Origin of the sequence: Paenibacillus sp. FSL P2-0322 (assembly GCF_037975315.1) — a bacterium.
In the GTDB taxonomy this organism is placed as follows: Bacteria; Bacillota; Bacilli; order Paenibacillales; family Paenibacillaceae; genus Paenibacillus; species Paenibacillus polymyxa_B.
The window spans coordinates 1,220,214-1,241,363 of record NZ_CP150243.1; the positions used below are offsets into that span (position 1 = coordinate 1,220,214).

Genomic DNA, 21,150 nt, shown 5'->3' on the forward strand with positions numbered 1-21,150 from the left:
GTCTTGCTCCTTTGTAAATATTTACAGACTCACTCATTATACAGCAACAAAACAACCGCACGCAGCTATCGTCAGCATAAGCGCGGTTATTGAGGAGGAATTCCATATTTTAATCAAGGTACATGACCAAAGTAGAAATCTTGAAGGATAAGCAACAACAGATATTTGAAGAATGGTTTGCCCATCTTAGCATTGGAGATAGGCCCCTGCCAGTAGAATTAGGAATTTTTAAGTCCAGAAACTACTGCAGGGGCTTAAGTATAAAAAAATTACATCACTAAATCAGACCATGCTTTTTAAAGCTGTGAAACAGTCCATCTTCATCCACAGCATCCGTAATGTCATCTGCAATGGCTTTGAGGCCCGGTTTGGCATTTCCCATAGCAATTCCTAGCGCACAATATTCAATCATTTCAGCATCGTTCATCCCATCTCCGATAGCAATGGTGTCTTCTTGGGATCTTCCCAAATGCTCAATAAGCTTTTCAATAGCTACGGCTTTGTGAATACCGGGAACCATTAGCTCGCCGCTGTCTTGCCCGAAAGCAGATACAGTACATTGAATAACCTCAAATTTCCCTGCAAATTCCTTTTTGATCTGTTCGAAAGGAACATTTTTGTTTTCCAAAAAGCATGCTTTGTTCACGTCACTACGATACAGGTTGTCCTCTCCTATAGTTAGGCCAGTGATAAAAGGATGCGGACGTTGTTCTTTTTTTTCTCTGGCTACGGGATCATTGTCCACATCACCATAGATAAGCCGTTCCACATGGGGCAAAAAGTTTTTACTCGCAAACAGTCCCCCGTTCGATTCCAAATAAAAGTCCAAATCATGTTCATCAAAGTAATCGACCATATGTTTAACATCTTCATCCGATACTTTGTGGTGATATAACATCTCGCCTTCGATTTCTACAAAGCCCCCGCCAGCTCCGATGATCCCGTCAAAACCGACCTCCATGATAAAATCATAAATCTCCGCTTTGGATCGGCCAGTGCATAAATAAATCAGATGTCCGTTCTTTCTCGCTTCGATACATGCTGTTTTTGCAGATTCGGGAATCATACCATCATCATCCACTAGCGTTCCATCTATATCTAAAAAGATAATCTTTTTGTTCATCTTAGGCTGCTCCTTGCTCTCCAATGTTTTCTTTTATGTTACTACATTTACCGCACTTAAAGTACATATTGAACTGAAAAAACACTAGATAGAAAGAGAGAAACGGATGGAACGAAATGGAAATCGGCAACCCTCTGCTAAAGCGAAAGTTAGGATTTTTGACACCTAAATACGAAACTGGTCATGATTTTGATAACGCTTTCCGCAGACCTATTGCTACAATGACGGTATATACCAATTCTAATTAACGGAGGTTGAATGCCGTGTCATTTAAAGTAGCTTTTATTGGAGCAGGAAGCATCGGTTTTACCCGTGGAATTTTACGAGATCTGTTATCGGTGCCGGAATTTAACGATATTGAAGTGGCTTTTACGGATATCAGTCAGCACAATCTGGATATGGTTACTGAGCTATGCCAGCGGGATATTCGTGAGAATGGTTTGTCCATACAAATACAGTCCTCTACGGACCGAAAGATAGCTTTAAAGGATGCCAAATACGTCATTTGTACGATCCGGGTTGGCGGGCTGGAGGGCTTTGCAACCGATGTGGATATTCCGCTGAAATATGGCGTGGATCAATGCGTGGGCGATACATTGTGTGCAGGAGGGATCATGTATGGTCAGCGTGGTATTGCTGAAATGCTGGCCATCTGTAAGGATATCCGCGAGCTAAGTGCACCGGATGTATTGCTGCTGAACTACTCGAACCCGATGGCGATGATGACGTGGGCCTGCAACAAATACAGCGGTGTGCGTACAATCGGTCTATGTCACGGCGTCCAGCATGGGCATCACCAAATTGCTGAGGTGTATGGTCTGGAGAAACAGGATGTGGACATTGTGTGCGCCGGAATCAATCACCAGACGTGGTACATTCAGGCGTCACATGAAGGCAAGGACCTGACAGCTGGACTGCTGGAGGCTTTTGAAAAACATCCCGAATATAGCCGCACCGAAAAGGTACGCATCGACATGCTTCGTCGTTTTGGCTATTACAGCACAGAGTCGAATGGCCATCTAAGTGAATATGTACCTTGGTACCGGAAGCGTCCGAATGAAATTCTGGACTGGATTGATCTAGGCAGCTGGATCAACGGAGAAACAGGCGGCTATCTGCGTGTATGTACAGAAGGACGTAATTGGTTTGAAACAGATTTCCCCAACTGGATGAAAGAAGACCCATTGGAGTACAAGGCGGAAAATCGCGGTGAAGAGCATGGTTCATACATTATCGAAGGTCTGGAAACCGGACGTGTATACCGGGGGCATTTTAATGTCGTAAATAACGGTGTGATTTCCAATTTGCCGGACGATGCGATTATTGAAGCGCCTGGATATGTGGATCGGAATGGTATCTCCATGCCACATGTAGGAGACCTTCCGCTCGGTCTTGCTGCCGTCTGCAATGTAAGTATTTCCGTCCAGCGTTTGGCTGTTGAAGCGGCTGTGCACGGAGATGATAAGTTGCTGCGGCAAGCGTTTATGATGGATCCGCTAGTGGGCGCGGTGTGTAATCCGAAAGAAATTTGGCAGATGGTCGATGAAATGCTGGTGGCCCAGGAAGCATGGCTGCCGCAATACGGAGCAGCAATTGTCGAGGCGCGTCAACGTCTGGCTGCAGGCGATCTGATTCCAACCCGACCTTATGAGGGAGCAGCGCGACTTAAGGTGAAGACGGTTGAAGAAATGCAGCTGGATCGGGATGCCGCCAATAAAAATGCAGGGCAATCTGACAAGGGCAAGGATCGCGAAAAAGTGTAGAACAACAAGAGCATAGATTGACTTCACAACAATAAAAGGGTGTTTTCACGGTCATGTGGCCTGAAAACACCCTTTTGCTGTCGATAGATATAACGATTTGGCATAGTTGGCGTTCTGGAGTTTATCATTGTCGATTTAGGCTGACGGAAATTAAAGAATACAGTCTTGCTTTTTTTGAATTCGCTCTTTTGCTGTCGATCCTAAATCTCCTGAGAGCTTGTCATAGCAGGGATGTTCAACAAATGAAGGAACCGGTTTCAGAAAAAGAGGTGCCACAACGAACCGTTAGAGTGGCAATTCATATGCCTAATTAATAATGTAGTCCTTAATTTATTCAATTTACAGCAGATTTCCAGCTCACTATAATCTAACATAGGAGGTGACAAAAAGGGGAAAATGTGAGCGCATGGACAAATAGAAAGCGCTTACCTTTCGCAACTATGAACGCCGCTTTTTTTTGGAGAGTAGGCGTAACTCACATTTAATCATGTAACAATCAGGTGCCGACATAGGAAGATTCAACAAAATCCACGGAAAGATAGGTGAAGCAATTGAAAACAAAGCAAGTGCTTCGTAAAAGCATGAAGTATGCTTTTGCGCTATCACTCGTCGCAAGCAGCTTTCTACCAGGTGCAGGATTTACGGATAAAATACATGCAGAATCCCATGTGGACAATCCTTACCAAGGGGCGACAAAATATGTTAGTCCTGATTATGCGGCTAGTGTTGATACATCGATTGCCAAGATTACGGATGCCAATCTGAAAGCAAAAATGCAAACGGTCAAAACATTCCCGACAGCCGTATGGCTTGATCGTATCGCTGCTATTAACGGCGGTGGAGGCAAGCTTGGCCTGGAAGCGCATTTGGACCAAGTATTGGCGCAAAAGAAAGGCAGCACACCGATTACGGCGGAATTTATTGTGTATGATCTGCCCGGACGGGATTGTCATGCCTTGGCTTCCAATGGTGAATTACCGCTGACTCAGGCAGGGCTGGAAACATATAAAAAGGATTATGTTGACAAAATTGCTTCTATTTTCGCAAATCCCAAATATAAGGATATTCGTATCGTAGCGATCATTGAACCAGATAGTTTGCCAAACCTGGTAACCAATCTGGATGATCCTAAATGTGCGCAAGCCAAGTCTACAGGGATTTATGAAGCTGGTGTTAAGTACACAATGAATAAGCTGAACGAGATTCCGAATGTGTACAAATACGTAGATATCGGTCACTCTGGCTGGTTAGGTTGGGATAACAACCGTGCAGCAACGGTATCCCTGTTTACAACTATCTTCAAAGACACTAGCAAAGGTCTGTCCAGTGTAGATGGCTTTATCACGAATACAGCCAATACTTCACCGCTGACAGAACCTAATTTGCCTGATCCAAATCTGAATGTCGGCGGACAACCGATCAAATCGTCCAAGTACTATGAATGGAATCCTAATTTCGATGAATCGGATTTCGCAGAGTCATTGCATAGAGATTTTGTCAGCGCAGGCTGGCCGAGCTCACTCGGTATGTTAATTGATACAGGCCGTAACGGATGGGGCGGACCTAACCGTCCGACTTCCGCAGTCGGCAATGATATTAACTCCTATGTAAACTCAGGCCGTGTTGACAAACGCTCGCACCGTGGTAACTGGTGTAATAACAGCGGAGCAGGTATGGGAACACCGCCACAAACGGCTCCAGCTGGCCATATTGATGCCTATGTATGGGCGAAACCTCCGGGTGATTCCGATGGTTCCAGCTCACTCATTCCGAACGATGAGGGTAAAGGCTTTGACCGTATGTGTGATCCTACCTATACAACCAAGGATGGCACATTGACAGATGCTTTACCGAATGCACCTATTTCAGGAGCATGGTTCCATGATCAGTTTGTGATGCTGGTACAAAATGCGTACCCTGCAATCGTGCCTTCCACTGGTGGTGTGGACCCAGCGCCTACAGCTCCAGCTGTACCGTCAGGCTTAAAGGCTGTTGTGGGCAATGCTCAAGTAACACTGACTTGGAATGCGTCTACTGGTGCCGATAGCTACACGGTAAAACGTGCCACTAGCGAAGCAGGTCCTTTTACAGCCGTTGCGCCTCTTGTAACGGAAAGAGAGTACACGGATAAGGGACTGACGAACGGAACAACTTACTTCTATGTTGTAAGTGCTACGAATGCGAAAGGAACAAGTAAGGATTCCGCAACGGTAAGCGCTGAACCTAAAGGTACACCGACTGATCCAACCGACCCTACAGAACCAGCGGGTGATCTGGTTGTAATGTACCGGGCTGGTGACACCGACCCAGCTAATAACGCAGTCAAGCCTTTCCTTAACCTGAAAAATAAAGGTACAACACCCGTGAAGCTGAGTGAGCTGAAAATCCGCTATTACTTCACGAAGGATGGCAGCCAAGAGCTGCAATCTGCAGTAGACTATGCGCAAGTAGGCAATGATAACGTGCTGCGTACCATTACAGACAACTATATTGAAATTGGTTTCAGTGCTGCTGCCGGCACGCTTGCTGCTGGAGCGCAAACAGGTGATATTCAGATCCGCATGAACAATAGTGACTGGTCTAACCTGAACGAATCCAATGATTACTCCTTCGATCCAACTAAAACCTCTTATGCAGAATGGAACAAAGTAACGTTGTTCCACAATGATAAGCTGGTGTGGGGAATCGAGCCTTAGGATTTAGCCAGAACAAGTGCCCTTGAGTGATTGAAAAGTATTAAAAGAAGGCTACGGCATAGCTGTCGTAGTCTTTTTTTACGTCTTCGAATAAAGAATTTGATGACCAAGGGAATAAGCATTGAAATTGTGTATAATGAAAAAAAGAATGCTGTTCTACTGTGGAGGGTCATCATGAGCAAAAAGTTAATCTTAGATGTAGATACTGGCATTGACGACGCGCTTGCTATTGCGTACGCGGTCCATTCGCCGGAATTGGAGCTACTCGGTATTACAACCACCTTTGGTAATATCTCGGTGGAGGAGGCAACACGTAACTCACTGATTCTGCTGGAAAAACTAGGGGTAGAGGCTCCGGTCGTGTCTGGCGCTCACAAGCCGTATGCTCGTGAGCTGTTCAAACCATATTCCCGGCATATTCACGGTGAAGACGGTATTGGCAATCAGTTGAAAGGAGCTCCCTCCCGTCAGGCTGCGTCTGGGGATGCCGCTGACTTTATTATCGGACAGGCTCGTCGCTATGAAGGCAAACTTACCCTGGTAGCTGTGGGACCGCTAACCAATCTTGCGATTGCATTGGATCGCTGCCCCGAATTTCCCCAATTGCTTGACCGCCTGATCATCATGGGCGGCGCGGTTACAGTGAAAGGGAATGTAACTCCGACGGCTGAAGCGAATATTTATGCCGATCCAGAAGCCGCAGCCTATGTGCTGGGAGCGGGCTTTCCGCTTACGCTGGTTGGGCTGGACGTCACGATGCAAACACTGCTTCCCCAGCAGGATGTGGACAAATGGCGTGAGCAAGGGACCGAGCTGGGCGCGTTTATGGCAGATATGACAGACTTTTATATGGAAGCCTATCGCAATTTCAGACCTGGTATTGCAGGCTGTGCTTTGCATGATCCACTGGCTGTAGGATTAGCGATAGATTCTAGCTTTGTGGAGACGCGTCCAATGCACATTGCCGTTGAGGTGGGGGATTCCGCCGAGGTTGGTCGCACCCGTGAGGTGCAAAATGAGAACGAAGCTCAAGCCCTGACTACGGTTGATGTGGCACTTAAAGTCGATGCGGAGCGATTTTTGCGTCATTTTCTTAGCCGGGTGGTATAAAAAAATAATTCGAAGATTGCCGATGAACCTGCATCGGCAATCTTTTGTGCATACATGTTTTAAGGGCCTTATCTAGAGGTGGACTCACTGCTATAAAATCCCATATCATGTTAGAATAGGTGTAGTTAGAAAAACTGCCGGACCACAAAGGAGGAGATTCATTGTGTTTTCTGCTGCTCGACGACTGCCTTTGCTGGAACATATGTATAATCATGCCCCGACAGGAATCGTGATTTTGTCGAGGGAGGGGAAGTGCCTGTACGTCAATCCCGCCTTTTGCAAAATGGTCGGATATGAGCAGGAGGAATTACTGGATATCCGATATTACCATCTCTTGTATAAAGAGGCTCAGGATCAGCGAGGGTTGAGGGAGGCTTACGCAGGTTGGCTAAAGGCTACGGATCAAGTCTATAAGACAGAGCTGCGTTTGAAACATAAAAGGGGAACATCCGTCTGGCTATCGCTGGAATTAACCATATTTGATGATGAGGCTACCGAACAATCTTATTTGATTGCGTATGCAATGGATATCACGGAGAAAAAAGATATGGAGCAGGTGCTCTCGGATAATGAGGATTTGTACATGCTGATTACGGAAAATACGCCGGATGTTATCTCATATAGCACGGCGGACGGCATACTCCAATATATTTCTCCTTCGGTGGAAAAACTCCTAGGCTATACAAAGCAGGAAATGCTCGGCAAAAAGCGGCTCCAATTCTACCATGTTGAAGATGCCGATTATATGCGTGTACATGGACTCTTCAAGGAAACAGGCATCATGAAGCGGCGTGTTCGTCATAAGGACGGGCACTATTTGTGGCTGGAAGTATCGTACCGCATTATTCGGGATGAACAGGGCAGAATCAAGCGAGTACTGTCCATCGGACGCAACATCACAGAGCGCCAGAAGAGCGAGGAGAATTTGGCAAAAGCTCAAAGGTTGGCGATGTTCGGCTCATGGGACTGGGATCTGGTCAACAATGTTATGCATTTCTCCAAGGAATTTCGCAGCATTTTTGGTTATCGTGTCAAGTCGGTTGAAACAAGTATTGACGCGTTCATGGCGGCTGTTCATCCAGAAGATACAGAGCGCATGAAACAGATTATCACCAACGTTATATTAAAGGGAGTTCACGAAGAAACCTTTTACCGGATTGTATTGCCGAATGGGGAACAAAAGGTACTGCGTTCAATCTGGGAAGCTGAAATGGACGAGCATGCAGGCAAGCCCGTTCAAGTGGTTGGAATGATCCAGGATGTTACAGAGCACCGGGAAATGGAGCAGCGTCTGCGCGAAAGTGAAAACCGTTATAGGTCACTGTTTCAGCATAATCCACTCGGGATATGCGCCGTGAATATGGAAGGTCATATCTTGAGCGTGAATCCGAGCTTGGAGGAGCTTACGGGTTATACGAAGGATAAGCTGCTTGGGGCTGACATACTCATCATGGCTTCCTCTGAGGAACAGGACAAAATCAAGCGTCACATGGAGCTGGCCAAGCAGGGTGAGACGCAAACCTATGAATCGGAATTTATACATAAGGAGGGGGAGCGTCTATTCATCAAGATGACGAATATCCCGATTTTCGTGCAAGAGGAAATTGTAGGCTGCTACGGGATTATAGAAAATGTTACCCCTCTTAAAAGCTACATTGCTCAAATTGAAAAGCTCAGTAATGAGCATTCGCTTATTTTGAATGCCGTATCCGAAGGAATTGTAGGTTTAAGTACCGAAGGACATGTCCGCTTTATGAACCCGGCAGCTGTTGAGATGTTTGGCGTAGGATCTGCCAATCCGCTGAATGGCGCTTGCATAGACATGATCCTCCATGCTGACGAAATTGGCAGTCATTTTCCGGACGAACAGTCCTCTATTCTTCAAGCGATTCGAAGCGGAGCCTCTTATCAGGCAGAGGAAGCTGTATTTTGGAAAAAAGGCGGGTCCAGCTTTCTGGCCTCCTATCGAATCAGCCCTTTGATGGATAATGGCGAGCGAAAAGGGGCTGTGATGGTTTTTGTAGACAGGACGAATGAAAAGGAGATCATTCGGGCCAAGGAGTCTGCCGAACGCGCCGATCGGGCCAAGTCAGAGTTTCTTTCTGTGATGAGTCATGAGCTCCGTACACCGATGAACGGCATTATAGGCATGGCGGGGTTACTGGCAGATACTGAATTGGATGAGGAGCAGCGTAGCTATATAGACATTATTACCAGTAGCAGCGGTGCTTTAATGCAGATATTGAACGAGATACTGGATTTGAGCAAAATCGAAGCTGGCAAAATGTCTTTGCTGCACGAGTCCTTTGTGCTAGATGATGTGGTGGGCAGTGTGGCTGACCTATTCATGACGCAGGCTATGGAAAAAGGCATTGAGCTGGAATGGCATGTGGATCAGGAAATCCCGGGGATGCTGGTCGGCGATCATGTGCGTATTCGACAGGTGCTGGTGAATTTGGTGAGCAATGCGATCAAATTTACGGAGCGAGGGCGTGTAAATATCTTTGTGGAGAGAAAGGCTTACAGCCGTCGTAAAAATAGATGCCTGATTGAGTTCAGTGTAACGGATACTGGAATCGGTATCCCAGCAGACCGCCAGCATCTATTGTTTCAGCCTTTTTCCCAGCTTCATCCGGCACTGAACCGAAAATATGGAGGGACAGGACTGGGATTGTCCATCTGTAAAAACTTGGTCAAGCTGATGGGGGGGTCCATTGGTGTGGATAGCGATGAGGCCAGAGGAGCGACGTTCCGGTTCCAGCTGGATCTTAAGCTGCCGGATGGTTCAACGCTCGCGAATATAAGCCGTGATGAACCTTATGAGTCAAAGGAAGGCTAAAAAGAGATAGCCGTGATGCATCATGCATCACGGCTATTTTTTTTGTGAGAAATCCCCAAAGAAAAGATTGACAAACTGTTCTAACTGTACTATTAATTATAGTACAGTTAGAACAGCTGAGCATATACAAATGAATCAGATTAAGTCTTGAAAGGAGGAAGTCCATGTTCGAGCTGGATATCCGCAGCCGCAAGCCGATCTACGAACAGCTTATGGACAGGGTAAAGGAAATGATCGTGTATGGGTCACTTCAGCCGGATGAGCAATTGCCTTCTGTGCGGACATTGTCCGCTCAGCTAACGGTGAATCCGAATACGATTCAGAAGGCGTATCGCGAGTTGGAACGAGAAGGATACATTTATTCCGTTCAGGGCAAAGGCAGCTTTGTCACACCTGCCCAACATCAGCCACAACAAATCAAGCGAGATGAGATTCGGGCGGCGTTGTTAAAACAGATGATTGTAGCCGTCCATTTCGGTTTTACACAGCAGGAAGTGGACGACATGTACGTGGAAGCTATACAAACAAAGGAAAGGGGGATGTCCCTTGATTGAATTAAGGGAAGTCACAAAGACATTTACAGAAGAAAAGGCTGTCGACCAGCTCGCCCTTAGAGTGAAGAAGGGCTCCATTTTTGGACTGCTGGGCTCAAACGGGGCGGGGAAAACAACACTGCTCAAAATCATCGCCGGGATTTACCGACCGGATGCAGGAAAGGTACTGATTGGCGGACAGTCCGTATATGAGCAGCCAGAAGTCAAGCAGCACATTCTGTTTATGCCAGACACCCCCTATTTTTTTCCGCAAGCGACAATTCGTCAGATGGCCCGGTTTTACCGCTCCATTTATCCGAGCTGGAGCGAGGAACGCTACATACAGCTTACGGAGATTTTTAAGCTAGATCCTAAACGAAAGCTCCACCGTTTTTCCAAGGGGATGAAGCGCCAGGCTGCTTTTTTGCTTGCCTTGAGCTGTATGCCTGAGCTGCTCATTTTGGATGAACCGATTGATGGGCTGGACCCGGTGATGCGTAGAATGATCAAAAATTTACTGTTCCAGGAAACCGCTGCACGCGAGATGACCGTCGTGATCTCATCTCATAATTTGCGTGAAATAGAAGACATGTGTGATCACGTCGGCATTATGCACCAGGGGCAAATGCTGTTGGAAAAAGAGGTCGACGACCTCAAGTCTGATACGCATAAGGTGCAGGTTGCCTTTCGTGAAAGCACGCATGAGGAAACCGTATGTGGACAACTTTCGGTTGTACATAAGGAGCGGAGGGGCAGTGTTCTGCTGCTCATTATCCGGGGGGAACGAGAGCGGATTGCAGAGACGATTGAGGCGTATGAGCCGCATGTGTTTGATTTGCTGCCGTTGACGCTTGAAGAAATTTTCATTTATGAAATGGAGGACGCAGGTTATGACATCCAACCGATTCTTCTGTAGCGGCGGCGTAATTCGCCAATGCCTGAGACAGCATGGCTGGATCGGTCTATTGTACTTGGTAGGATTGCTGTTTACAGTACTGCTGCCATTGTTTATGAGCATTGGTGATGAACAACCACGAGTGGTTTTAAAAAGCTTGTTTGATAACACAAGCTCAGGTAATGAATTGCAAAAATTAATCTTAACGACCGTACCCGTGCTGGCAGGTGTGATGCTGCTTCGTTTTGTTCAGCGACAGGGGTCATCCGATTTGTATCACAGCCTACCTTTGCGTAGAGAGCATTTATTAACATCACATTTAATTAGCGGTCTTATTCTTTTACTTGTACCTGTATGGCTGACTGCGGGAGTAACTGCTTGGGTTAACACGTCAGTCGAACTGCCTTATATTTTTCATATCCATGATATTGGATCATGGGCACTGGTCGTATCTGTCCTTACGATTTTCCTGTTTACTTTTACTGTGTTTGTAGGGATTTGTGTGGGACAATCGTTGCTACAGATCGTAGTAGTGTATGTTTTGCTGCTATTGCCTCAGTTTCTATCCATGATGATAGGGCGTTTTCTGGAACGTAATTTATACGGTTATGTGCAAGTGCGAGAAACCATTGTTCAATATATTAACGGCTCGGAGTTTCGCAGCAGTAATAATGTCTGGGATAACTTATCGCCGTTTGTACGCATTATGGACAATTTGCCGCATCGCGCCTTTTCCTACATGGAGCTGCTTGCCTATATAGGTATCTCCCTGCTGTTTGTCGCCTTGAGTTATGGTTTGTACCGTAAACGCTTGGTCGAGAAGGCGACTCAGGCCATGGCGTTTTCTTTCTTTCAACCTTTGTTCAAGGCAGGGGTTATACTATGCGCCATGCTTGTAATAGGCGATTATTTTTATAATGCAGGTACAAGAGGAGCAGCAAATTGGTCGATTTTTGGGTATGCACTTGGAGCTGTTCTAGGCTATATCGTTGTAGAGATGGTCGTCCGCAAGACGTGGCAAATTGTGCGTGTTCGAGCTTTGGTGGAAATGGTCGTGTACGGTGTGATCATGGGGCTGGTACTATATATCCCGATATCAGGTTGGTTGGGTTATGAGGGGCGGATTCCAACAGCACACTCCGTAGAAAAAGTTTATGTCGGGCAAGAGGAGCCTCTAGGGGGAAATGCAGAAAAAGAAGCTTATTACTCCCAAGACAGGGCCTATATTGCCTCTGTGCTGAATTTACATCGTGAACTCGTACGTGCACATGCAGCTGGCGAGAAAACATTGTCCAAAAACCTGGCCGTCGAAAGGGCAGTCATAATCTACCGCTTGGATGATGGTTCCACCATGACTCGCCGCTATACATTCCCGGAGAAGCCTTTCCGGACAGAACTGACTAAAGTGATGGAAGCAGAGCCTTATAAAACGGTAAGATACGAGCTGGATAAGCTGCAAGGAAAAGCAGAGACGATTAATATCCAATCCGTAGATGATAATGAAAGACGAGTGGTTTTGACCAATCCCAAAGAAACTCGTGAATTTGAAGATATACTCAGAGAAGAAGTATTAAATATGAGTTATAGCGAAATGCAATCACATCGATATCCCCTAGGGAGTGTTTCTATTACAAACAAAGAGTCATCCTTTACCAATAACGAACCGAGCTGGCATCGTGAATTTTCATTTGAATGGCCGGCTTCCTATCACAAGCTTACAGGTTGGCTAGAGCAAAAGGGGTATGCGGATAAGGTGATCATTGATTCCAAGGATATTTTTTCGATACGGGCTGTTCCTATTATTGCTGAAGAGCTTGAACCTTATCAACCCAATCAGTATATTGAAGACTATAAGCTATTTAAAAGCATCCAACAGAAGCATAAAGCAATAACGATTGAAGATCCGAAGCTCTGGAGCACTGTACTGGAAAAGCGCAGACCCTATAGCTATACTCCAAATAGGGCGAAAGGCACTTACCTGGTTCAGGTCAAGATCAAACCTTTATTTAGTTCAGACCCCCATACACGCTATTGCTATTTAACTCCAAAAGATATGACACCGGAGCTTGCAAAGGCTTTACCAGCAATTCCTTAAGCCCACGATATGGCTATACAGGATGACGATTCCCTCCCGTTTGGCGATGCCGGGTTCGACCTCGTGCTGAATAAGCATGAGTCATTTTCGCCAACGGAGGTACGACGTATTTTGCGCTTGTCTACTATTTAAAAGCTATTGAATGGCAGATTGCAGACTTTCAGCCAGAGAAATATATAGAACAGCTGTATGGTCTGTATTTGGATATCCAACGTGATGGGTACTGGGACGTGAAGCAGCACCGTTTTTTGATCCATGCCAGAGCAATATAAAGAAGATTCGATACCAAAAAGGCCTTTCCCGTGGGGGAGGCCTTTTTTGCCATAAGCATTAGGGTAAGAACAATATCAGAAGCCACATGGCGGTTGGCAGTGAAATACCAACGGCTATCGCTATATAGGGCAAGGGAGTTCGAAAGTAGTTTTTACAGTCCGCCTCCTTGTCCTTTTTCTCGTGATAGAACGCTACCTGGGTTGCAAAGCTGTGAAGTAGCTTGAGTGCTTCATCGCTGGGAATATGCTGTAAGGAAAGCCATAGATCATCGTGTGCTTTCCGGAGCAAGGTTACATCAGATGTATTATTCGGATGATCGGATAAGGACATTTTTATCCTCCTCTCGTATACTAATCTTTACCATAATTGTACAATGAAGAAGCAATGGCTTACAGTCTCATTTCATTCATTAGTTATAGGGGGATGTACATGTCTGATCCAAAGGAAGTTATAACCAAGCCGGAAAAGAATGAGTCTGTGCGGATAGCATGGTTTTGGCCATGGCTGGGTGGTACGTTTATGTTTGGATTGTTTTCAGTCATGTTTAATGTAGTTTGGAGTATGGTTGTGGCACCCCAAGTGCAGCTTCTGCTGAGGCATGAAGGTGTCACAGATACAACTGTGTTTGTAATACTACTTCTATATGCATGGATTATCGGTCTCATTTTTGCAGCTTATGGTGCCTTGAGTGCGCGTATGTCCAGCATGGGCAAGCTTTCGCTGATGCTGACCGGGCTATTATCATTATTATGTGGGCTGTGGTTGTGGATTGTAGGCATACAAGGGTCTGGTGGCCAACCTGCTGAAGTGGGAGGGGCGTGGGAGCTCTTTTCACTCTATCACGCTTGGGCGGAGCCTGTGTTGGAGGTATTGGGGCCATATACACAGCATGGTGAAATCTGGTTTCTACTGGCTGCACTGCTGCCGATAGCTGGCATGGTAATAGGAGTTGGGGTGAATCGTTATCCAGCGGTGACCGACAAGAATGGTAAGGTGGATCATAGATGGCAATGGAGTGTTGCCGCAATATCTGCTGCGCTCGTCATTGTGCTGACGATTACACTGATGCTTCCTCAACGCCCGTACATTGCAGAGAAGGATTTTCCGGTAGTTGACGGGGCTACGGCGGCCATTCCGTTTGCGCAGGATATGCTGCATGAACTGACTGGAATGAGCAAGGCGCGAGCGGCGCACGAGCTGAGATTCAACACGACCCATCAGGCATATGTCAATTTAATCGAAAAGAAGGCGGATCTGATTCTGGTGGCCGGTCCTTCCGATGAGGAACTGCGTCTGGCGAAAAGTCGGGGAATACAAATGAGGCTCACGCCCATTGGGTGGGATGCGTTTATTTTTCTCGCTCATCAAGACAATCCGGTTAAGGGACTTTCTTCGGAGCAGGTTCGTCGTATATATGAAGGGGCTATCCATAATTGGAATGAAGTAGGGGGCAAGGATCAGCCGATCATTGCTTATCAGCGAGAAGAAAATTCAGGCAGTCAGACATACATGCAAAAGAAAGTGATGGCAGGCCATGAGATGGCTGACCCGCCACGTGAACTACAAATTGGCATTATGGGTGGTATGATTAATGCAGTCGCAGATTTTAACAAGGATCACAACGCGCTCGGATATTCATTTTATTATTTTGCAAATGTGATGCATAATCGTCAAGAGGTCAAATTTTTGTCTATTGATGGAGTAGAGCCGAACAAAGAACACATTCGCTCGAAGCAATATCCATTCACAGCTCAACTGTTCGTGGTCACACGGGAAGGCGAGAAACCAAGCCCTTCGATGCAACGATTACTCGAATGGCTGCAAAGTGAAGAAGGAACTCGGGCCATCGAAAAAGGCGGCTTTGTTCCTGTAAACTCGTAAACCTGAAACGATGGTTCGCATACAGTCACCCGTATATTCACCTTAAGAGTGAAACGAAGACAGCAGGGTAATACATAGAATATACTTTGCTGTGAATACAATACCCGCACAGCATGTATATCACCAACATAAGGGGATGAACGAAAATGAAGAAAAAAACATCGGTCTGGGTGCTTTTGCTCGCCGTTGCCATAGTGACAGCGGGGTGTGAAACAGGCTCGCAAACAGGACAAACGGCTCAAAATGAGCAAAAGGGTGCTGCCTCGGCACAAGCGAATGGTTCGGGAACGACTGTAGATACACCGAAAACAGGAGGACAAGCAACCACAGACTCTACTATAGCGAAGGTCCGCATGGACAATATTACCGCGCTGCGTTTGATCGACGGTCAATCCGGCTGGATCGGCGGAAATGGCTGGATTGCCCGAACGGACGCGGCTGCATCCGATTCAGTCGGATCGACGTGGAATGTGCAATATCAGGGCCAAGGTACGGTTCAGCAGATTTTTGCCTTGAACGGACAGCAGGCCTGGGCTGTTATGGCAGACAGCGGATCGCTGCTGGCCACTCGCGATGGCGGCAAACGCTGGGAGGTTGTGGGGACTGTACCTGAGCAAGGGCAAGCGGGCTTTTTACACTTTGTATCGTCCAAGGAAGGGTTCAGTGGCAGCCAATATACGAAGGATGGCGGGCATAGCTGGTCTTCGCTCCCCATGCCTGGCCACATGGTAGGACAGCCATATTACCATGATCGGCAAAACGGCTGGGCGGTTACGCAGGACACAGACCGTTCGTTTCAGATTTTACACACTGTTAACGGGGGCCAAAAGTGGACTACTGTCATGTCACGCACAACGGAGGCGCCTCTAAATGGAGCCATTATTCGTTCGGTAGAACGTGGCAACGCATGGATCGAGCTGGTTGGAGATACGGGGATGAATCAGACGTCGTATTCGCTTTGGCATACTGCCGATAGTGGACAAAGCTGGCGTGCTGTGCTGGCGAATGCCACCGCTGGCGGCGGTCCGGCACCAGGTATTAGCCAGCAAGAGAACCAGGTTGCCAAAAATGAAGGGACGGCACCAGGTATGCTCTATCCGGTTAATAGCAGTACCGCATGGATGGGTGGCTACTGCGCACCGTGCGACAAGCCTAATACGATCGGCTGGACGACTGACGGCGGCAAGACGTGGAACAATGGCAAGCAAGGCTTTGACGGTTATGGCGGTCAGCAAATCGGGATGGCAAATGCCAAGGAAGGCTGGGCTATTTTCTCAGATTCAGAACAGGCCCCAGTTATGTATACCACCTCGGATGGTGGACAGCATTGGACGCAGAGCCATGTATTTGACAAGCCTGTGGCATCAGGATCCTAAGGAGGGATGAATATGAGCCAACATAAGAAAAGTGTGATTAGATGGACTGACGGTCGTGAAGTACCACTAATCGGGCAGGGCACGTGGCATATGGGGGAAAAAGCGTCACTCCGGCAGGAAGAGGTGCGCGCGCTTCAACTTGGCTTGGAGCTGGGTATGACGCTGGTGGACACGGCTGAAATGTATGCTGAGGGCGGCGCAGAAGAGATCGTCGGAGAGGCCATCCGGGGTCGCCGGGACGATGTCTATCTTGTTAGCAAGGCTTACCCTCATCATGCGGACCGCCAAGGACTGGCTCAAGCGTGCGAAGCGAGCCTAACCCGAATGGGAACGGAGTACGTGGACATGTATTTGTTGCATTGGCGTGGGAATATTCCGCTGGAAGAGACGATACAAGGTATGGAAAAACTGCGTGAGCAGGGCAAAATTCGTAGCTGGGGAGTGTCCAATCTGGACAAGTCCGACATGGAGGAGCTATGGAGCTTGAGTAGAAGCGAAGCCTGCGCTGTTAACCAAGTGCTGTATCACGCAGCTTCGCGTGGCATCGAATATGATCTGCTACCTTGGAGCCGTACGCATGGGGTGCCTGTGATGGCCTATTGCCCGATTGCCCAAGGTGGCCGCCTGCGACGGGGTCTGTTGGAGCATCCTGTTATGGTAGACATTGCTGCCAGCCACGGGGTAACTCCATCCCAAGTTGCGCTTGCGTGGGTCATACGGGACGGTGATGTCTGGGCAATTCCGAAGGCGGTGCAGGAATTGCATGTACGACAAAATGCAGCGGCAGCCAGTATTCGGCTCACTCCTGAACAACTTCAACAAATAGACAAAGCTTTTCCTCCGCCAACGCGGAAGCAGCCGCTGGATATTGTTTGAGGAAGGAGGAGCCCATGACAGAGCGAGAGACAGAACTGCATGAGGTAGATGATCATCTGGATTATGGATTATCCGTTGTATTCATCGGCTTTAATCCCAGCTTGAAATCAGGCGAGGTAGGACATCATTATGCGAATCCGCGCAACCGCTTTTGGCGCATACTGGAGGGAGCAGGCTTGACACCTCGCTTGTACGATCCATCGGAAGATCGGGAGCTGCTGAAGCTGGGCTTCGGATTTACGAACATTGTTTCCCGTCCCACGAGGGGAGTAGAGGACATTGCACGCGAGGAATACGCCGAAGGACGTCTGAAGCTATACGAGAAGCTAAAGGAATACCGCCCGAGGGTTGCTTGCTTTGTCGGCAAAGGCGTGTACACCGAATACAGTAAAAAATCCAAAGTAGATTGGGGATTTCAGCCTGAACCGCTAATTCCCGAGATGCATGAATTTGTGGCACCTTCGTCTAGCGGACTGGTGCGCATGTCGCTGGAAGAAATCACAGATATTTATCGCCATCTTCAAACGTTCCTTTCGTCAGAGATCGTCTGAAATGCAGTAAGTATGGTGAATACAGCTAGCACAAAAAGAACCACACGCTCCAGTCCCTGCTGGGAAGAGTGTGTGGTTCTTTGAGCTGTTTCTATTGTAAGGCTTTCGCCTGCCATGCCTGTTCCACGGGAACATAAGGATATCCCAGATCACGTGCGACCGCTTCGTAGGTAATATGTCCGTTCAGGACATTGGTGCCGCTAAGCAGTGGCTTGCTTCTGCGAAGCGCCTCCTGCACACCCAAATCTGCGAGCTGGAGAGCAAAGGGGAGCGTCGCGTTCGTCAGAGCGAGCGTCGAGGTTTGCGGTACCGCGCCCGGCATGTTTGCTACCGCATAGTGAATGACGCCATGCTTCACATAGGTAGGCTGGTCGTGTGTCGTGATGTGGTCAATCGTCTCGACTATGCCGCCTTGGTCGATGGCGACATCCACAATCACAGAGCCGGGCTGCATCGTCTGTACCATCGCTTCCGTTACGAGCCGCGGGGCTTTGGCACCAGTGATCAGGACAGCACCGATCAGCAAATCACTTTGCGCCACGGCTTCAGCAATGTTGGACGGGGTGGACACCAGCGTATGGAGCTGATTGCCAAAAATATCGTCCAGTTGGCGCAGTCTTTGCAGGCTCAGGTCGATCAGTGTCACATCTGCCCCGAGACCGATGGCGACCTTGGCAGCATTGGTGCCGACCACCCCTCCGCCAATAATGGTCACTTTACCGCGTTTGACCCCCGGCACACCTGCCAGCAGGATGCCTTTGCCACCCTTTGGTTTTTCCAGCAGTTGTGCTCCAATTTGTACAGCCATTCGTCCGGCAACCTCACTCATCGGGGTAAGCAGCGGGAGGCTGCCTTCAACATCTAGCGTCTCATAGGAAATGGCGGCTACGCCGTTGTCTGTTAAAGCGCGGGCCAGTGCTGGCTCGGCAGCCAAATGCAGATAGGTGAATAAAATCAATCCTGGTCGAAAATACCCGTATTCAGAGGGGAGCGGCTCTTTTACCTTGATAATCAGATCCGCCTGGGACCACACGTCCGCAGCTTGTTGCACAAGAGTCGCACCCGCAGTGGCATAATCTCCATCCGTAAAGCCGCTTTCAACACCTGCATGGCTTTCCACAAATACGTGATGTCCGTGTTGAATCATTTGAGCTGCACCTGCAGGCGTTAGAGCGACACGATTTTCGTTGTTTTTAATCTCTTTCGGAATCCCAATTTTCATTTCATTCACCTCTCCTAAAAATAATTGTTAAGAAAATTACACTATCATTTTTGTGCAGTTTGCCGATTAGTTACATGGACTCAAGCCGATAAATGCAATTCATGTTAGATTAGGTACAGTTTACAAGGGGGGAAGCTCCTTGACATCATACATTTTGTCGGATTATCTGACTTAAAGGCTCGACTTTTTGATGAATATATGTCATATAAAATGACATAAAGACATATACATAAGGAGAATGCCGATGAACGGTAAAAAAACATTTACCATTGCGGATGTGCTGGAACGTCCCGTTTTCCGGCGGGCAAAACTGGCGGCGGGGGAACAGGGCGTAAATCGCCGTGTGGGTTGGGTACATGTACTAGAAATCACAAATGTTTCTCCGTTTGTGAGCCGTCATGACTTGATTTTGACGACCGGCCTGTGGCTCACACGGAAGGGGGAAGAGCGTGCCGAGTATATGGAGCAACTGATCCGCTCGGAAGCTGCGGGATTGTGCGTGGAGCTGGGCACGAGCATTCATGAAATCCCCTCTGAAATTCTGGAGTTGGCGGAACGACATCACTTCCCGGTCATCGTATTTGAGCAGCCAGTGCGTTTTGTTGAAATTACACAAGATATTCATTCCCTACTTATTAACCGACATCATGAACTCCTAAAAGATCTGGAGCGATTTTCACGTCAGCTTCAGCAGGAGACCCTGCGCAGCACTGATATGAACGCCCTCTTGCGTGTGCTTCATGACTATGCAGCCCGGCAGGTCATCTACATGTCTTCCATTGAAACCAATCGATTCGTACCTTCCGTCCAGCCGGATCTAGCGGACCGTATTGCAGATTTTTATGCCAATGAAGTGGAATCTAGTATGACAGCCGATCGGGAGGGGCATCTGCTGTTTCACCTGAATGAATCCACCGCCGTCTTGTTCCAGCCCGTTGTATGCTTCGGTCAGGTGTTTTCCGCAGTAGGTTTGGTGCTGCATAGTGAAATGCCAACGGAAGAAATGTCGCTGTTACTCGATTACACTGCCAAGGCAGCCGCTACATTGGTGCTGAGAACACAGTTTCTTGAAGACCGATTGCTGCGTAATCAAAATGAATTGATTCAGGATGTATTGAGCGGACAGCTTCCCAGTGAAGAACAGGCCCAGACCCGAATGGGCCTGCGATTGTTATCGAAGGGGCAGTATTTATTTTGGGCAGGGGTCATCGAGGTGGAACATCAGGACAAGGATGCCAGTCAGGTACGCAAGGAATCCATCAATCAGGATGTGCTGGTGCTGCTTCGTTCATTGTTGAAAAAAGAAACGTTGCACAATCTGCTGATGATGAAGGGGAGTCAATGCTACATCCTTTGTGCCAAGGAGGAATTAACACTGCGTTCCGCAGCGCAAATGAAAAAAGTGCTTGCCCATACTGTTCAATATATTCAGAATTATGCCGCAGGACAGCTTGATAAGGTGCGCATTCATGCAGGCTTTGGTAAAGTAAGGCATCGCATGACGGGGACGGATCGCAGTTTTGAAGAGGCATATGAGGTCATTGAAGTGGCACGAAGCGTCCCAGTCATGAAGGATCGGTTATTTTACGACAGCATCGGAATCTATCAGTTGTTGAAGGCGGTGCCCCGCATTCCTTTTCTACAAGAGTTCGTAGAGGACCATTTGGGCGGGCTGATTGCGCATGATCGTGAGCACCATATGCAGCTTCTGGATACACTGGATGCCTATTTTCAATCCCATGGCTCCAAGCGTGATACCGCCGGAATTTTGTACATTCACAGACAGACCCTTTATAATCGGCTGGATAAAATTAATGAAATCATAGAGGGAAATCTGGCAGACCCTGACAAACGTCGTTGCCTAGAGATGGCGCTACTGGCTTACCGAATGCTGCAGGCTGAAAATTGATCCTAAAT

General features: G+C 47.7%; 15 protein-coding genes and 1 pseudogene. 13 read left to right on the forward strand and 3 right to left on the reverse strand.

Going from position 1 to position 21,150, the window contains the following annotated elements; translation table 11 throughout:
- Nucleotides 1-277: 277 nt before the first annotated feature.
- Entirely contained in the window at nt 278-1,123 is an 846-nt protein-coding gene (locus tag MKY24_RS05515; RefSeq protein WP_023987289.1) for a Cof-type HAD-IIB family hydrolase, read from the reverse strand.
- A gap of 263 nt (nt 1,124-1,386) precedes the next feature.
- Here MKY24_RS05515 and MKY24_RS05520 point away from each other — a divergent pair, with 263 nt between their 5' ends.
- The 8 genes and pseudogenes from MKY24_RS05520 to MKY24_RS05555 all read left to right on the forward strand — a co-directional run.
- Nucleotides 1,387-2,886: an alpha-glucosidase/alpha-galactosidase gene (locus MKY24_RS05520; protein WP_023987290.1), complete on the forward strand. Its 1,500-nt coding sequence runs from the start codon at nt 1,387-1,389 to the stop codon at nt 2,884-2,886.
- Nucleotides 2,887-3,428: 542 nt separating this feature from the next.
- Nucleotides 3,429-5,582, forward strand: coding sequence for a glycoside hydrolase family 6 protein (locus MKY24_RS05525; RefSeq protein ID WP_081047454.1), 2,154 nt, complete (start codon nt 3,429-3,431; stop codon nt 5,580-5,582).
- A gap of 174 nt (nt 5,583-5,756) precedes the next feature.
- On the forward strand, nt 5,757-6,692 hold the full coding sequence (locus MKY24_RS05530; protein WP_053324774.1) for a nucleoside hydrolase: 936 nt from the start codon (nt 5,757-5,759) through the stop codon (nt 6,690-6,692).
- Nucleotides 6,693-6,855: 163 nt separating this feature from the next.
- On the forward strand, nt 6,856-9,531 hold the full coding sequence (locus tag MKY24_RS05535) for a PAS domain S-box protein (RefSeq protein ID WP_339201554.1): 2,676 nt from the start codon (nt 6,856-6,858) through the stop codon (nt 9,529-9,531).
- 164 nt (nt 9,532-9,695) lie between these two features.
- Nucleotides 9,696-10,085: a GntR family transcriptional regulator gene (locus MKY24_RS05540; protein WP_025723754.1), complete on the forward strand. Its 390-nt coding sequence runs from the start codon at nt 9,696-9,698 to the stop codon at nt 10,083-10,085.
- Nucleotides 10,078-10,980, forward strand: a complete 903-nt coding sequence (locus MKY24_RS05545; protein WP_339201557.1) for an ABC transporter ATP-binding protein — start codon at nt 10,078-10,080, stop codon at nt 10,978-10,980. Before MKY24_RS05540 ends, MKY24_RS05545 begins: the two co-directional genes overlap by 8 nt.
- Nucleotides 10,955-13,054 carry a multidrug ABC transporter permease gene (locus MKY24_RS05550; RefSeq protein ID WP_339201559.1) on the forward strand — a complete coding sequence of 700 codons (2,100 nt, stop codon included), beginning with the start codon at nt 10,955-10,957 and terminating at the stop codon, nt 13,052-13,054. The genes MKY24_RS05545 and MKY24_RS05550 overlap by 26 nt, the downstream gene beginning before the upstream one ends.
- A 3-nt stretch (nt 13,055-13,057) precedes the next feature.
- Nucleotides 13,058-13,326: pseudogene (locus MKY24_RS05555) on the forward strand (hypothetical protein); the annotation flags it as partial.
- A 58-nt stretch (nt 13,327-13,384) separates the two neighbouring features.
- Here the strand turns inward: MKY24_RS05555 and MKY24_RS05560 are convergent.
- Nucleotides 13,385-13,657, reverse strand: a complete 273-nt coding sequence (locus tag MKY24_RS05560; RefSeq protein ID WP_069079703.1) for a hypothetical protein — start codon at nt 13,655-13,657, stop codon at nt 13,385-13,387.
- A 99-nt stretch (nt 13,658-13,756) separates the two neighbouring features.
- On the opposite strand from MKY24_RS05560, the gene MKY24_RS05565 reads away from it, so the two are divergent.
- From MKY24_RS05565 to MKY24_RS05580, 4 genes are all read left to right on the forward strand, one after another.
- Entirely contained in the window at nt 13,757-15,208 is a 1,452-nt protein-coding gene (locus MKY24_RS05565; RefSeq protein ID WP_279832050.1) for a substrate-binding domain-containing protein, read from the forward strand.
- A 146-nt stretch (nt 15,209-15,354) separates the two neighbouring features.
- A complete protein-coding gene (locus MKY24_RS05570; RefSeq protein ID WP_339201561.1) occupies nt 15,355-16,584 on the forward strand; it encodes a hypothetical protein in 1,230 nt (409 codons plus the stop codon).
- 12 nt (nt 16,585-16,596) lie between these two features.
- Nucleotides 16,597-17,460: an aldo/keto reductase gene (locus MKY24_RS05575; protein WP_339201563.1), complete on the forward strand. Its 864-nt coding sequence runs from the start codon at nt 16,597-16,599 to the stop codon at nt 17,458-17,460.
- Between the two features lie 14 nt (nt 17,461-17,474).
- Complete coding sequence (locus MKY24_RS05580) at nt 17,475-18,011, forward strand: mismatch-specific DNA-glycosylase (protein ID WP_028543200.1); 537 nt, start codon at nt 17,475-17,477, stop codon at nt 18,009-18,011.
- Between the two features lie 91 nt (nt 18,012-18,102).
- Here MKY24_RS05580 and ald read toward each other — a convergent pair whose 3' ends face one another.
- Complete coding sequence (ald, locus tag MKY24_RS05585; RefSeq protein WP_023987303.1) at nt 18,103-19,233, reverse strand: alanine dehydrogenase; 1,131 nt, start codon at nt 19,231-19,233, stop codon at nt 18,103-18,105.
- Between the two features lie 244 nt (nt 19,234-19,477).
- Here ald and MKY24_RS05590 point away from each other — a divergent pair, with 244 nt between their 5' ends.
- Nucleotides 19,478-21,142, forward strand: coding sequence for a PucR family transcriptional regulator (locus MKY24_RS05590; RefSeq protein WP_028543198.1), 1,665 nt, complete (start codon nt 19,478-19,480; stop codon nt 21,140-21,142).
- Nucleotides 21,143-21,150: the final 8 nt, after the last annotated feature.